The sequence below is a fragment of the Geoalkalibacter ferrihydriticus DSM 17813 genome (assembly GCF_000820505.1).
Classification (GTDB): Bacteria; Desulfobacterota; Desulfuromonadia; order Desulfuromonadales; family Geoalkalibacteraceae; genus Geoalkalibacter; species Geoalkalibacter ferrihydriticus.
Genome location: NZ_JWJD01000007.1, coordinates 156439 through 170854, shown reverse-complemented (window position 1 = coordinate 170854; position 14416 = coordinate 156439). Strand labels below are relative to the sequence as shown.

General features: G+C 52.7%; 13 protein-coding genes. 9 read left to right on the top strand and 4 right to left on the bottom strand.

The features are described from left to right. Window positions 1-145: 145 nt before the first annotated feature. The gene (gene pepA, locus GFER_RS14830) at window positions 146-1006 is read right to left on the bottom strand and encodes a flocculation-associated PEP-CTERM protein PepA (protein WP_040100661.1); all 861 of its coding nucleotides are present in this window, start codon (window positions 1004-1006) and stop codon (window positions 146-148) included. Between the two features lie 308 nt (window positions 1007-1314). Between pepA and GFER_RS14825 the strand changes: the two genes are divergently transcribed. Beyond that, complete coding sequence (locus GFER_RS14825; RefSeq protein WP_040100659.1) at window positions 1315-2547, top strand: glycosyltransferase; 1233 nt, start codon at window positions 1315-1317, stop codon at window positions 2545-2547. Between the two features lie 72 nt (window positions 2548-2619). On the opposite strand, the gene GFER_RS14820 is transcribed toward GFER_RS14825, so the two are convergent. Then, complete coding sequence (locus GFER_RS14820) at window positions 2620-3693, bottom strand: nitroreductase family protein (RefSeq protein ID WP_040100657.1); 1074 nt, start codon at window positions 3691-3693, stop codon at window positions 2620-2622. 251 nt (window positions 3694-3944) lie between these two features. Between GFER_RS14820 and GFER_RS14815 the strand changes: the two genes are divergently transcribed. Next, window positions 3945-4817, top strand: coding sequence for a ThiF family adenylyltransferase (locus GFER_RS14815; RefSeq protein WP_040100655.1), 873 nt, complete (start codon window positions 3945-3947; stop codon window positions 4815-4817). 6 nt (window positions 4818-4823) lie between these two features. On the opposite strand, the gene GFER_RS17920 is transcribed toward GFER_RS14815, so the two are convergent. After that, complete coding sequence (locus GFER_RS17920; protein WP_052446462.1) at window positions 4824-5444, bottom strand: GNAT family N-acyltransferase; 621 nt, start codon at window positions 5442-5444, stop codon at window positions 4824-4826. A gap of 546 nt (window positions 5445-5990) precedes the next feature. Here GFER_RS17920 and GFER_RS14805 point away from each other — a divergent pair. The 7 genes from GFER_RS14805 to GFER_RS14775 all read left to right on the top strand — a co-directional run bounded on the left by GFER_RS14805 (window position 5991) and on the right by GFER_RS14775 (window position 12412). Then, window positions 5991-6452 (top strand): nucleoside deaminase, encoded by a 462-nt coding sequence (locus GFER_RS14805; RefSeq protein ID WP_074669588.1) that lies wholly within the window; start codon window positions 5991-5993, stop codon window positions 6450-6452. Window positions 6453-6674: 222 nt separating this feature from the next. Beyond that, a complete protein-coding gene (locus tag GFER_RS19025) occupies window positions 6675-7028 on the top strand; it encodes a hypothetical protein (RefSeq protein WP_040100653.1) in 354 nt (117 codons plus the stop codon). A gap of 37 nt (window positions 7029-7065) precedes the next feature. Then, window positions 7066-7368 (top strand): HPr-rel-A system PqqD family peptide chaperone, encoded by a 303-nt coding sequence (locus GFER_RS19020; RefSeq protein ID WP_040100651.1) that lies wholly within the window; start codon window positions 7066-7068, stop codon window positions 7366-7368. Then, on the top strand, window positions 7355-8284 hold the full coding sequence (locus GFER_RS14790) for an HprK-related kinase A (RefSeq protein ID WP_040100649.1): 930 nt from the start codon (window positions 7355-7357) through the stop codon (window positions 8282-8284). The genes GFER_RS19020 and GFER_RS14790 overlap by 14 nt, the downstream gene beginning before the upstream one ends. Then, window positions 8281-9351: a nucleotidyltransferase domain-containing protein gene (locus GFER_RS14785; protein ID WP_040100647.1), complete on the top strand. Its 1071-nt coding sequence runs from the start codon at window positions 8281-8283 to the stop codon at window positions 9349-9351. Before GFER_RS14790 ends, GFER_RS14785 begins: the two co-directional genes overlap by 4 nt. Window positions 9352-9529: 178 nt before the next feature. After that, window positions 9530-11176: a hypothetical protein gene (locus tag GFER_RS14780; RefSeq protein WP_040100646.1), complete on the top strand. Its 1647-nt coding sequence runs from the start codon at window positions 9530-9532 to the stop codon at window positions 11174-11176. A 210-nt stretch (window positions 11177-11386) separates the two neighbouring features. Then, window positions 11387-12412 carry a transposase gene (locus GFER_RS14775; RefSeq protein ID WP_052446461.1) on the top strand — a complete coding sequence of 342 codons (1026 nt, stop codon included), beginning with the start codon at window positions 11387-11389 and terminating at the stop codon, window positions 12410-12412. Between the two features lie 59 nt (window positions 12413-12471). On the opposite strand, the gene htpG is transcribed toward GFER_RS14775, so the two are convergent. Next, complete coding sequence (gene htpG / locus GFER_RS14770) at window positions 12472-14319, bottom strand: molecular chaperone HtpG (RefSeq protein WP_040100644.1); 1848 nt, start codon at window positions 14317-14319, stop codon at window positions 12472-12474. Window positions 14320-14416: the final 97 nt, after the last annotated feature.

Below are 14416 nucleotides of genomic sequence, written 5' to 3'. Positions count from 1 at the left end.
CGCCACTCCATACTCCAAGTTCTTAAAGCACAAATAGTGCCAAATCAGCCCGCCCGAAAAAAAACACCTCCTGAATGAAAAAAAGCCGAGGGGATTTGCCCCTCGGCCCGAAAGCAAGCGTCAGTGAAAGAAAGGCGAAGCTGATTTACTTACGAAGCTTCTTGCGGGAATATCCAGCAAGACCCAAAAGGCCCAAGCCCAACAGAATCACCGTCGAGGGCTCGGGGATCACGCTGAAGCGGCTGCTGGCATCAACCTTGAACAGCAGGTCGGTTGTCATAACGGTATATGCCTCGTAGGGGCCATCACCGCCAAAAAAGGTGGTCGTGGCGGAGTCAAGGGCCGGAACGTTGGTGGTGCCCTCGAGGCGGATGTCAAAAATGAATTGCTCCTCGCCGAGAAGAGTCGGATAGAAGAAATCGGGGTTAATCTCAGTACCTACGCCGCGCAGACCTTCGATGATAAAGGATCCTTGACCCTGCTCGCCGGGGACCGTGGCCAGAAACGAGCTGATCTGGTCCGGCAACCAAGTCCCCGTAGCAACTTGGGTACCGTCCTGGAAACCGGTGCCCGCCGCAGTGTTCGAATTGGTGTCGAAGTCGTGGAACATATACCAGGATCCAGCGCCAGTGGTTCGGAAAATCGCCTGGAGGCCGTCCGCGCCGAGATCGATCACATTGGAAATTCGCTCGGTGATCTGCGCAACAAAGGTGTACTCGAAGGTGTCGTTCAACCCGGGAAAGTTAACATCCTGCCCAGCGGGATTGGCCAAGCCGGACAAGCGTGCCTGATAGAGAAAGGTAAATTCCGTCCCAACCTGAATATTCGCGGGGTCTGCCAGGCCGATGGCCAAGCCGCTGCCCGAGGAGGCCCAGTCGAACACCTGAACATTTTGTACCCAGTTGTCGAATCCATCGTTGACCGCGCCGGTCCAGAACGGCTGGGCGAAAGCCGTGCCGGTGCCGAGCACCATTAAAGCCGCCAAAATTACTGTTATTTTTTTCATTGTGCATCTCCCTTCAAAAAAGACTGCATTTCGACGATTGCTTGGGTGCCGCCGCACCATGCGACGCCCCCTTTCATTCGATTTCTACTTAGCTAGAAAGCAAAGTCCATTCCAAAACATAACCATCTGTTTTTGAATAGCTTTTTAGCAATCCCTTAAACCGTCGCCACACTTGTGTAAAAATTCCCGACAAGTCTTTCGGAAAACCTTTACACCTCACTCCCGTTCAATTTTGATTTTTCCTCTGATTGCATCTATTCTTTGCTTAAGTTTTCAATTGCCAATGCCTTTAACGAGGAGTTTTGTCCATGCGTATTCTCTGTCTGCCTTACACCCCCACCCTGTCCCACGTTAGCCGCCTTCTGGTCGTCGCCAGGGCTCTGCGCGACCGCGGCCACGAGGTTCTATTCGCCGGCAGCGGGCCGGATACAAAAAGCCACTTCATCGAAGAAGAAGGCTTTGCGACCCTGCCTTTTTATCAGATCGACCCCAAGGATCTTTTCGGGCGCATTCGAGACGGGAAAATGCGCTTTGTTGCCGAGGATGAATTGGAAAAAATGATTCTTAGCGATCGCGAAATTTACCGCGAAGTCAATCCCGACCTGGTGCTTTCCGACGGGCGTTTCAGCTCGATGATTTCGGCGGGTATCGAGAAAATCGCGCATGCAGCCATCGTCAATGTTTCATCCACCGAATACCGGGCGCTGCCCTATGTGCCGTTTTTCGAGCGGCTTCCGGAAAAATTGGCGCGGCGCCTGGATCCTTTGAATCTATGGTTGGAAATGCAACTTTTCGACACTGTGGCCAACGCTTTCAAAAAATGGTCGAAAAAACACTCCCTCGCGAAAACCGTCACCGCAACCAACTGCCTGACGGGCAATGATCTGACCCTGATGGCGGACATCGAGGATTATTTTCCCACCCGCCATCTGCCCTTCGATTACCACTACGTCGGTCCCCTCACCTGGCAGAAGGGAGTCCCATTGCCTGACTGGTGGCCACCCCAGACCGCAGGTAAGAGTTTGATTTACATCACCATGGGCACGACCTGGGTGGGTGGCTCTTTCGAAAATCTTTACAATCTGGTTCGCGACCAGGGGCTGGCCGCCATCATCACGACGGGGGGGCAATTAAAGGATGCAGCCGCCAGGGGCCTTAAGACGGTGCCGGGGGAAGTTTATTTGGAGGAATTCATCGCGGGAGAGGAGGCGATGAAGGTCTGTGATCTGGTTGTGTGCCACGGCGGCAACGGCACCATCTATCAGGCGCTGGAGCAAGGTCGGCCGATCATCGGCATTCCGACCATCCCCGATCAGGATTTCAACATGCGCCGCGTCGAGGCCCTGGGGCTGGGAATCAAAGTTGCGCCGGCTGATCTTGAAAAGAACCCGCAGCAACTTTTTGCCGCCATCCGCCGGGTACTGGATACGCCTTCGTACCGCGAAAAAGCCTTAGCGTTCAGCAAAAAACTGCAGGGGCTCAACCCGGCGGAAAAAGCCGCGGATCTGATCGAGCATCAGTTCTCGAGGAAAGCACCCTGATCGTCCCCCTTCGGTGAAGGGGGACGATTAAGAATGTACTGAAAATTTGTAACGGAGCAGTTACGAATTTTTTCAGGTGCCCTTGATCTCAACGACATTCTTGAGAGGTTTGCGCAAGGACGGCGCCGAACCCGGCGCGGCGTAGCCCACGCGAAACAGCATGGCCAGCGTTTCATCGCCGCAACCGAAGGTTTTACGCAACCCCCCTTCGAGATCGCGCAGCGTGGCGACGTGCTCCTGAGAAAACTCACCCGTTGCCCCCCGCCCGATTCGGTAGATGAGGCAACCAAGCCCCGCCATGGGATGAAGCTGCAAACCCAAACGGGTGGCTTCGAGCCAGACCCGCTCCATGGCGCGGCCGCCATTGACGAAATCGGCGTTGCCGTCCTCAGCGATCGTCACCAGACCGATGGCCGAGGCGCTGCGGCACAATTTTTCCGCCTGCTTGGTTATCTTCTTCGATAGAAACCCAAGGGAATTGACGATCTGTACCGCTTTCCAGTTTTTGAGCAGACTGAACGCCATGCGATCCATGGCGGGAAGCTCGAAAGAACGCAGGTCCATGCCATCAGCGGTGCGCGCGGCTTCCTCGGGCGTAAAGCGAATATGGTCGAAAAGAAAGCGGTGCAAACGAGGATTTTCGAACACCAAACGATCATTCTGGCAGAGCAGTTGCGCAAGCTGGTTTTTTTCGGCTTCATCCTTGGACAGATAGACCTGGGCACCGGGAATGTCATCCGAGGCGGCCAGGAGTGCCTGGTGCGCTTCACCAGAGAGTGGGCGGCGCTCGTACTGACGACGGTTGGTGTTGCGTCGCGGCAAGCTGTCAAAAAGCGGATCGGCGGAAAGCCCGCCCGCTTTCTCGAAAAGAATTTCAGCGACAAAATCGGACTGCTGTCCTTCAGGAAAAAGCTTTATTTCTGACTTGAGCCCAAACGCCGGTGCGGCGATCTGCAGGTTTTCAAGCAGTGCGCCATGAGCAATGAGAGAAGCCTTCTGTTCAAAGTTGTAAAGAGAGGTATCCTTGTCGGGGAGGTTGTAAAGACGCACACGCGGCGAATCAACAACGAACTTCCAGGGCTGGCAGTTATCGCCGGATGGGGCGGTGACGGCAAGTTCGAGCACTTTGAGGATCTGGTCTTTCATCGCGGGACCCTTTCTTCGGTATGGTGTGCGGGAAAAATCAATGGGACACGGATAAAATCTGATAAAATCTGATTTTTTCTCAAGAGATAAAGAAGCTTTTCAATCCGCATTGATCAGATCTGATCCGTGTCCCCAATTTATTGATCAGGTTTGATCCGTGTCCCGAATTTCTTTTGGCATGAACTTTGGAATTCTAAAAAATGAAACCTTGCAGGAACTAAACCATACGCAGCACGTACCGGAGCCAGCCAATGTCGATTTCAAAGCTTATCAGCCAGGAATTTTCCCGCAACATCGGTCTGGTTTCGGAAACGGATCAGGAAAAGCTGCTGAAGGCCCGCGTTGCTGTGGCGGGCGCCGGTGGCGTCGGTGGCATCCACCTGCTGACCTTAGCGCGTATGGGTGTCGGAAATTTTAACATCGCCGACCTGGATGATTTTGAAAGAGCCAATATCAGTCGCCAATTCGGCGCGTTTCAGAGTACGGTGGGCCGCCATAAGGCGCAGGTCATGGCAGAAATTGTCAGGGAGATCAATCCGGAAGCTGATTTGCGCATCTTTCCCCAGGGCGTGACAAACGAGAATGTGGAGGAGTTTCTTGCGGACTGCCAGGTCTATGTCGATGGTATCGACTTTTTTGAATTCGAAATCCGGCGTTTGCTTTTCAACACGGCGCGCGCCATGGGGATCTATGCCGTGACCGCGGCCCCTCTGGGTTTTGGTGCAACCTTGCAGGTTTTTTCCCCCACGGGCATGTCCTTTGATGATTATTTCGGGATTAGCACAGGGATGACTTACGAAGAAAAAATTGCCTCTTTTGCGGCAGGCCTTGCCCCCCAGGCTTTCCATGCCGGTTATCTCGATTCCACCCGGATCGACATTGAAAAGCGCAAAGGGCCGGCAGTCGCTCCCGCCTGTACCCTTTGCGCTTCACTGGTCACGACCGAGGTCGTCAAAATTATTACGGGGAAAGGCAAGCTGCGCCCTGTGCCGCGCTATCTTCAATTTGACATGCGCCTGCAAAAGTGGAAAAAGGGATATACTCTTTTCGGGGGGAAAAACCCCTTGCACCGGCTGCGCAGCAAAGCCGCCCTGAAATTTTTCACCAAAGGTACGGGCGGATAGAAAAAATCAGGCGCGTGCTGTTTTCAACGGAGCAAAGTGAGCAGTTTCGGCAAAATCCTGCTCATAGCAGGCAAAATGCGAACTGTTACCGGCCATTCGCTGAAGATCAAGGATATAGGGAATGCGGATGCCATGATAAACCATTTCCGGCCCGGCCTCTTGAAAGTGCATTTTTCTGCGCCGTAGCAGAACAGCAAGGCTCTTGGCCATGGCAGCATACCAGTGCGTCAGGCCCAGGCGTCCGCTTTCGAGAAAGAGATGGTCCAGAAGCAGCGAGACGATCCCAAAATCCTGGCAATGGCTCTTGGTCACGGCGAGGCGGGAGATTTCACACAACTCCTTGCGATCGACATGGTCCAAGGTTGCATCAAGTTTAAAATGCTGCTCAAGGGGAAAGCCGAGGGGGGAATCAAGAATTATGCGGGCACTGCCGACAACCTGCCCCGTCTGCTCTTCAACGGCGGCAAGGTGAACGGCATGAGGATCGTAAATGTCGGTTTCAATGCCATCGGGATACTGAGCGGGGTCTTCAAAACCCCTCTCCAGACAATAAACCTGATAGCGTACACCAAGATAGTCACGGAACAAAGCATCCTGCGGCGTAACGCGTTCAACCCGGAAAGACATGATGTCAGCCTCCTTATAGTGTTAAAGCCGGGTAGGTGTCACAAAGCACACAGATTCTGATGGGAGAATTCCAGACAGAACCTTACCCGACCTTCTCGCGGTTTTTCAAATGAATTTTTTGTTAGATTGAGATTTTCCTCGTGGACGAGGGTACCCGCCGGGCGAGTAAGACAACGGGAGTTAGGGTTAGCAAGATTAAGGCCAGCTTTCTTTCTTAACAAATCATCCTTCCGAGTCTGGGGAGAAAGTTCAAGTTGTTGTTTTTTAAATTTTTTTTCGAATTTCTTACAAATCACAGGGAAAAATTTTTTCTAAAAAAACATAAATTTTGTTCCAGTTTTTTTAAATTTTTTACCGGTGAACAAAAATTGTCCCCGAAGTGCAGCCAACCTTCCCGCCGATAACTTTTCTTTATGTTGCGGCCACTTAAAGAGTTTTTCAAAAAAATAAGTAATTGGGTTCATGCTAATGCGTCACCAATTTGCGACAACCATCGGATGACACTTTCTTCGGGTTGCTCCGCGCCCTCTAATTAGGACAAAAAAGGTGTTATTTATTCGTCAAGCTATAGAACTTTCGCAAAAAAGCCTATCCAATCAAGGTTTAGGCCCTTTCGGCGCGATCATTGTTCGTGACAACCAAATTATTGGGCAGGGCTGGAATCAAGTGGTCGCCTGCAACGACCCAACAGCTCACGCTGAAATCATCGCTATACGTGACGCCTGTCTCTATTTGGCGACATTCAACCTGCAGGGATGCACCCTGTACTCAAGTTGCGAGCCCTGCCCCATGTGCCTGGGAGCTGCGTACTGGGCACGCCTTGACAGCATCGTTTACGGGGCAACGCGGCAAGATGCCGCAGAAGCCGGCTTTGATGACGAATTTTTTTATCAAGACATCTGCTCTCCACCGGCTGCGCGCACCATTCACATGCAACAAGATTTGCGCGACGAAGCGAAAGAGGTGTTGCGGCACTGGGCACAAGCGTCGGATCGTACTCGTTACTGAAAAGACATTTTTTTGATTAGCAGAGCTTTTCGCCACATTTAATCTTTGCTCATTATGCATTTCTGTGCCTTTCAAAATACAAACGCATAAAGCCGAAGCAAAATCGTTAATGCCTTGATTATCCAAAGAATGTGTTTATAATGAGACCCCATGGGAAGCGATTTTCAGCCAAGTTTTCCGTAAGGCATTAAACTACTTTCCGGAATACAGGTAGATAGAGCTATGGACGAAAAAAAAGAAATATTGAAGCCTGAATCCGCAGCCGAGGGCAACGAAACCCAATCCCATCGGGAAGCGCGGTTGGAGACAAGGCGCCGTCTGCTTAAAGCCGGTGTGATGAGCATTCCGGTTGTCATGACGGTCTATAGCCGCCCTCTCTTCGCCCAGACCAATGGCTCGGTTGACGCCCTGGCCTATGGTGGCTACGATGAAGCCGCAGGCGCATCCCTCGACGAGCACGAAACCTCTGTCGCGGATCCATTCAGTGATCCCCGGAATGGATCGGGCAGATCCAAAACCAAGACCTCGGAGAAGCCTGACAGTCCATTTCTCAACAACAATTCGTGGTTGCAATGATGTCGGCCCATACGGCATTTCGCGTGACTCAAGCCTAATGGGGAAGGAAGCGGTTCGGCGTTGGCAAACCACGGATTCTCTGCGTCTCAGGTGGCGTTGCTGGGACAACGAGCATATTGCGTTCAACTGCAACAGCGGTGATATTCATCTTCTCAATCCCATAGCCGCGGAAGCGCTTAAAAGCCTGCAACGCTCTGCTTTCTCCGTCGATGGTCTGGTCCAGAGCATCAGCGAGAGTCTAAACATCGCCAACGATTCGGATCTTTACCACAACGTTCATCAATTCGTTCTCAAGTTAGCCCGTCTCGGGCTGGTCCATCCCGTAGATGATTCTTGCTGAGCTCCCCACGGAACAAATTTCTGCTCGTCTGTCAACACCCGGCGGTCTACTCCTGCGCGTTGGTCCGTTCATACTGCGCCTTCAGGTGAGCTTACCCGAACTGCACGCCCCTCTGTCCCTTCTTTATGCCGACCATGAAATCGCCTTTGGCGAAGATATCAGTGATTTCTGGGTGCGACTGAGCCCCAGCATGGGCTGGCCACCTTGGAAAAAGCGGGCGCGCTTCACCATCGATGATTGCAAATCCTTTGAACCCTTTGATCGTGAACTGGCCTTGCCTATGCTTGAATGGGCCGTCAACTGGTGCACCTTCAGCCTGCCGCACCAGTATTTCATGCTTCACTCCGCGGTTCTGGAGAAAAACGGACTGGGCCTGGTGCTACCCGGCCCACCGGGAGCCGGCAAGAGCACTCTTTGTGCGGCGCTGGCACTGCGCGGGTGGCGCCTGTTTTCGGACGAACTGGCCATGATGCGCCCGGGGGAGACCGAACTGATTGCGGTCCCGCGCCCCATCGGGCTGAAGAATCAATCCATCGACGTCATTCGCCGTTTTGAGCCCGATGCCGTCATGGGGCCGGCAACCCCCGGCACACGCAAAGGGACAGTTGCCCACCTCAAGCCGCCGACCACTGCTTTTGAAGGCACCGCGCGCGGAGCTGCGCCGCGCTGGATCATTTTTCCAACATTTAAGCCCGGCGCCCAGGTGGCTCTGGACTCCGCAAGCAAAGCGCAGACGTTTCTCTGGCTGGCCAATGATGCGTTCAATTTCAATGTACTCGGAGAAAAAGCCTTTGATTCCCTGAGCGCCCTGGTCGACGCCTGCGAGTGTCATGAATTGAGCTATGGCGATCTGAGCGAGGCCATCGGCTTTCTTGACCGGCTCTGCGAAAAAGATGGGGGGTCGATAAAGCTATGACGCCGGTCATCGAAGCTCTGCTCGATCCATCTGCGACCCGCCACTGGTCAGCGCAGCGCTGGGATGCGTTCCTGCGCATTGCGCGTAACTTCGACTTGCTTCCCAAATTTTCTTTTCGCGCTGAACAGGCGGGCATAACAGAGAGTTTCCCGCAGAAAATCAAAGACCATCTGATTGCAGCGGGAAATGTCGGCAAACACCATCGGCGCACCGTTGAGTGGGAATCCCAGTGTATTCACAATATCCTCTCCTATCAGGACATCGACTTCATACTGCTTAAGGGCGCTGCCTACATCATGGCCGGGTTACCTGCCGGAGAGGGGCGCAAAGTCAGCGATATCGACATTCTGGTACGCAAGGAAGATCTCTCGCGCACTGAACAGGTGTTGCTGCAAGCGGGCTGGGCACACACCAAGCATGACCCCTATGACCAGAAATATTATCGGCGCTGGATGCATGAGCTGCCGCCGCTCAAACATCGCGAGCGCAAAACGCTGATTGATGTTCACCACACCATTTTGCCTGAAAGTGGTCGCCTGCATCCCAATCCCAAACTTCTTTGGCAGGGGGCGCAAACCTGCGGCAAAGGCGGATGGAGGGTATTGTCACCCGAAGATATGGTGCTGCACAGTGCCGTTCATCTCTTTCAGGACGGTGACCTCAGTGGCGGTTTGCGCGATCTCTTTGATCTTGACGACCTGATGCGGGATTTCGGCGAGGCGGATCCGGACTTCTGGAATCGCCTCTTACCGAGGGCCTTGGCACTGGATCTCATTCGACCGATGTTCTATGCGCTCTTTTTCTGCAGAGAGATTCTGGGAACACCCATTCCCGACGAGGTGATGAAGCATTCCGCCGCCAGTGCCCCCCATCCAATGATTGGTGCGCTCATGGCTTTTCTCGCCCGCCGCACCCTGGTACCCCTGACCCCGGAAGGCCAACTGCGACCTCATCAATTTGAAAAAACCCTCCTTTACATCCGCGCACATTGGTTGCGCATGCCACCTTTGCTTCTTGCACGCCATCTTTCCCAAAAATTTTTTCGACGTTCGGCAAAAGAACCCTAAGAACCCGTCAATTATTGCTTTTTTATCCCATAAGACAGACGAAAAAGAAAAAATATCAATTGCCTCATTCAATTAACTCGCTGATGAACTTTTCTCTCGTCTGTGCCAGCAATATCGGCTTTACATACAAGAATTTATCAAAATTTTTCACCACGAAATAACCTAACAGGAGAGAATCATGCACAACTGGGGGCGCGATCTTTGTCTTTGCTGTATTTTGCTCTTTATCCTTTCTGGCTGTGGTGGTGGCGGAGGGAGCGACGGCAACGCAACCAGCCCACCGGCCAGTGATGGCGAGACCATTCCGCCATTTAGTGGTGGCGTGATCATTGAGATGCCCGGCATCCCTGACAACCACGACAACTACATGTTGCCGCCCTTATCTTCACGTACTGTCAACACCAATATGGACGGACCCATTACAGGCCTTAAAGCCACATCAGACGGTGGCATGGTTGCGATTGCCGAGGTTTCTACAGGGACGAATTCATCGCTGGTGCGTTTTTCAAAATTTTCTGAAAACGGCAAAAAGGTCCACACGATTGACCTTACCCCGTCACCAGGAATAAATCGCCCTAAGGTCCTCATTGAGGAAAGCGCTCAGGTCTTTCACGTTCTAGGCACGACAAAGCATGTCGGAAATGGCATTGGTCAGCTATTTTTGGCAACCATCAATACGGGCGTCGACTCTGATCCACCAATCCACTTGTTAGAGAACCTAGAAGAGTGCACTATCAACACGGCTCGCCGAGCCAGCAACGGTGACCTCTTGATTGCCGGAACCGACTTCAGCATGCCGGGTGATAAAGTATATGCCAACATGCTGTTTGCTAGAATTAGCACCGATGGCGGAGTTAAATGGGAGCACACCTTTGGTGATAAGGGATTTCCAGATTCAGGTGTGGATATTTTGGAACTATCCAACAGAAACATTGCCTTTCTAGGAACAACCCGTTCTGAAGGGAACTCTTTAAACGATGCGGACATCTTTCTGCACCAAGTCACCGCAGATGGCGAAGATACCCTTTCCCTTTGGGCTGACTCGCCGCGTATCTTCGGCAAACGAGGCGCGAACCTTAATGAAATTGCCCTGGGGCTGGAGGAAACCAATGATGGATTTTTTATTGTTGGCTCCACCAATTCATTCGGTGACAATTACGACATCATTATCATTCAAACCGACACGAATGGCATGAACCCGGTTGAAGAACTTCTTGGCCCTGAAATCAGTCATGCATTTCCCACCTCTCTGCTGAAAATATCTGGTTCTGAATTTTTGATCGCGGGAGCTGCTCAGGTCCCAAACAAAGGCTTTGATGCCTACCTGGCGTTCGTGGATCTTGAAACCCCAGCAAACGACTGGGTACGATATTACGGCGGAAGCCGTGACGAACTGGCCGTGTCTGTAATCAAGCAGGATAATGGTTTCCTCTTGTCGGGTTTCGCCAACGGCGTGTTTAAGTTCACCAGCCCGACAAATTTTAGCTTAACAGAAGCCACGGCCTGGCTGGTGGATGTCAACGCAAATGGAGCAGTGCGGCCTATTACTATCGCAATCGACAGCATGGAAATAAAAGCCGGCGCACCGATCATCCTCAACCTTGCGGCGTTTTTCTACGACATCAGCGGCAGTTCCCTTACATATGTGGCCAGCAGCAGTCCGCCGCTCCAATCATTGCAGATCAGCGGCAGCACCCTGACCTTGACAGAGGCCCCGGACGTTATTGGCCCAACAGACTATTCTATAACCCTGACCGCCACCAACGAGGCGAGTCTGAGCACAAGCCAAACCTTCACCCTCACCGTCATTCCGGCAGGCGATTGATTTTTCCCACCTGAAACGCAAGGGGGGCGGGTCCAGGACCCGCCCCCATCAGGACCCGCCCCCATTTTTTTTGTTTATGCTATTTCTACCCCTTCCCCACCATTTCCAGAATTCTATTGCTGCGCTCCAGAAACGCTTCCATCTGCTCTTTGTTGAAGGATTTATGGGTGAGCATGGCGAGGTCCACCCATAGGGGACGGGGTTGACTTTTTGACTAATCATCATTATCCTAACCTTATGCCACGAACCGCTCGAATCGACATCCCCGGTCTCCTCCAGCATGTCATCGTCAGAGGCATCGAAAAGCGCGACATCTTTTTCGATAATCAAGACAAGGCAGCCTTTTTGAAGCGGCTCACTCTTTTGATACGCGAGTCTGAAACAGACTGTTTTGCCTGGGCCTTTCTCGACAACCATGTTCATCTGCTCTTGCGTCCGCGCACTTCTACCCTGGCGTACTTCATGCGTCGCCTGTTAACCGGTTACGCCGTTGTTTTCAATCTGCGGCATAAGCGGGCCGGTTACGTTTTCCAGAATCGCTTCAAATCCATTGTGTGCGATCAAGATGCCTACCTGCTGTCCCTCATCCGCTACATCCATCTCAATCCTCTTCGCGCCGGCCTGGTACATACGTTGGAAGAACTAGAGACGTACCCCTGGTGTGGGCACGCCGCCTTGCTTAAGGGCGAGTGGTTCAATCCTGAGGTGCGGGATGAAATCATGGCGCTGTTTTCTGCTTCACGGCACACGGCTCTGAAAAATTATCGAGAATATATTGCCGTAAGCACCAATGCTCTTGATACGGCAGACTTATCCGGTGGCGGCAAACGGCGCAGTCTCGCTTTGGATCCGACATTGGCTGAAGATGCTGCATTTGATGACCGTATTCTTAGCGCTGGAGACTTTGTAACGAACCTGGTCGGCCGAGCAACAGAGAGTGCCCAGGATGAAAGTAGAATCGCGCTTCCGGAATTAATCCAACGCATCTGCCGACATTATGGTGTCGAAAGCACGGTATTGAGAGAATTCAACAGGGACCGCCAACTGGCAAAGATCAAGGGCGTGATCTGTTATCTGGCTTTACGCCGCTTTGGATACCAAGGGAGAGAGATAGCCGCGGAGCTCGGCTTGACTCCCTCCGGGGTGAGCGTCGCGGCCCGACGTGGAGGAAAATTTTTCGAAAACAATCGCGACGCATTGCGAGAGACTTTGGCTAAACTAAGGTCAATTAGTTAACCCCGTCCCCTGCTTGAGCGGTCTTGAGGCGGGTCCATGGACCCGCCTCGGTGCTATATTTATCCCTTCCCTACCATTTCCAGAATTCGGTTGCTGCGCTCCAGAAACGCTTCCATCTGCTCTTTGTTGAAGGATTTATGGGTGAGCATGGCGAGGTCGTAGACCTGCTCGGCGAGTAGGCGGGCGTCGTCGGCCCGGCCTTCGTCTTTCATATGGCGGATTTTCTTGACAACCGGGTTGGCAAAGTTGACCAGCAGCGTGAATTCGTCGAGGGCATCGCCCATCTCCTTGCCCATCATGCGGGTCATTTCCTTGAAGCGCCGCGAATGTTCGGCCAGCAGCAACATGGCCGGCACGGAGGGGTCTTTGAGGCTCTCAACACGCACGCTCATGCCCTTTTTCTCGCCGAGCAGTTCGCTGAACGCCGCCTTGATTTTTTCATCGGCGGTTTTTTGGTCGGTGCCTTCAACGATCTTACCGCCCTGATCGTGTTCGATGAGATTCTGGGTGACATCGGCGTCGACGCGCTCGAAACTCACTCCTTGGTTCTTCATTTCGAGAAACTGGATGAAATGGCTGTCGATGAGCGCGTCGAGAATCAGCGCTTCGAGGCCCTGGCTCTTGAACAGTTTGAGATAGGTGGCCTGGGCGGCTTCGTCGTTGGCGTAGAACACCTTGCTTTCGTGGCGCTCCTTATTGCGTTCCAGATATTCCGGCAAGGTCGTGTATTTCATTTCGGCGGTGGTACGGAACAGCACCTGGTCCTTGACTTTGTCGGAGAACTTGTCGTCGCGCATCATGCCGTATTTGACAAAGGTGTGAATATCGTCCCAGACCTTGCCGAAGGCCTCGCGGTCTTTCTTGGCCAAGTCGACGACCTTGGAGGCCATGCGCCCACTGATGACTTCGCGGATTTTGCGCACCTGGGGCTCGTTCTGAAGATAGCTGCGCGAGACGTTAAGGGGTAGATCGGGAGCATCGAGACAGCCTTGCAGGGGCGTGAGGAACTCAGGCAGCAGCTCGGGGCAGTTATCGGAGACGAACACTTGGTTGCAGAACAGCTTGATGTGGCTTTTGGAGATATCGAACTCGGTGGTGATGCGCGGAAAGTAAAGAATGCCCTTGAGGTGAAAGGGAAAATCGATATTGAGATGAATCCAGAACAGGGGATCGTCGGAGAAGGGGTAGAGCTTGCGGTAGAACTCGACGTATTCCTCGTCCTTGATTTCGCTGGCTGCGCGCGTCCACAGCGGATTCTGATCGTTCGCCACTTCGCCTTCCAGGCGGATGGCGACAGGCAGAAAGTTGCAGTATTTCTTAAGGATATCGCGCAAACGCGCGGGTTCGAGAAATTCTTTCGAATCCTCATTGAGGTGCAGAATGATCTCGGTGCCGCGCTCGGCCTTGTCGCACTCTTCGAGGGTGTAGGTGGTGCTTCCGTCGCAGCTCCAGTGAGCGCCCTTGGCCTCTTTCTGGTAGGACAGTGAGCGTATTTCAACCTGGTCGGCGACCATGAATGAGGAGTAAAAACCCAGGCCGAAGTGTCCGATAATCTGGTTTTTATCTTCGAGATCCTTGAATTTCTGAACGAATTCTTCCGCTGACGAAAAGGCGATCTGATTGATATACTGGCGGATTTCATCGGCGGTCATGCCGATGCCGTTGTCTTTGACACTCAGGGTTCCGGCGGTCTTGTCAACGCTGATGTCAATGGCGTATTCGTCGGTGAGTTTCAAACCTTCGATGACGTTGATGTGCTGAAGCTTGTGAATGGCATCGACGGCGTTGGAAACGAGTTCTCGCAGGAAAATCTCGTGATCGCTGTAAAGCCATTTCTTGATGATGGGAAAGATGTTTTCGGTATGAATGGAGATGGTGCCTTTTTCGATTTTCTGATCTGCTGCCATGCGCAAAAAGCCTCCTCACGGAATTTTTAGTCCGCAGAGAAGGTAGACACCAGAAACGGCCATGTCAAGGGGCACTGGATCTGGTTTTGACGGTTTT

Excerpts from the sequence above, each read along its gene's own strand:
- GFER_RS19025 (WP_040100653.1), top strand. The coding sequence starts at position 6,675 with ATGGACGAAAAAAAAGAAATATTGAAGCCTGAATCCGCAGCCGAGGGC.
- GFER_RS14825 (WP_040100659.1), top strand. The coding sequence starts at position 1,315 with ATGCGTATTCTCTGTCTGCCTTACACCCCCACCCTGTCCCACGTTAGC.
- GFER_RS14780 (WP_040100646.1), top strand. The coding sequence starts at position 9,530 with ATGCACAACTGGGGGCGCGATCTTTGTCTTTGCTGTATTTTGCTCTTT.
- GFER_RS14785 (WP_040100647.1), top strand. The coding sequence starts at position 8,281 with ATGACGCCGGTCATCGAAGCTCTGCTCGATCCATCTGCGACCCGCCAC.
- GFER_RS19020 (WP_040100651.1), top strand. The coding sequence starts at position 7,066 with ATGGGGAAGGAAGCGGTTCGGCGTTGGCAAACCACGGATTCTCTGCGT.
- GFER_RS14820 (WP_040100657.1), bottom strand. The coding sequence starts at position 3,693 with ATGAAAGACCAGATCCTCAAAGTGCTCGAACTTGCCGTCACCGCCCCA.
- pepA (WP_040100661.1), bottom strand. The coding sequence starts at position 1,006 with ATGAAAAAAATAACAGTAATTTTGGCGGCTTTAATGGTGCTCGGCACC.
- GFER_RS14815 (WP_040100655.1), top strand. The coding sequence starts at position 3,945 with ATGTCGATTTCAAAGCTTATCAGCCAGGAATTTTCCCGCAACATCGGT.
- htpG (WP_040100644.1), bottom strand. The coding sequence starts at position 14,319 with ATGGCAGCAGATCAGAAAATCGAAAAAGGCACCATCTCCATTCATACC.
- GFER_RS17920 (WP_052446462.1), bottom strand. The coding sequence starts at position 5,444 with ATGTCTTTCCGGGTTGAACGCGTTACGCCGCAGGATGCTTTGTTCCGT.
- GFER_RS14790 (WP_040100649.1), top strand. The coding sequence starts at position 7,355 with ATGATTCTTGCTGAGCTCCCCACGGAACAAATTTCTGCTCGTCTGTCA.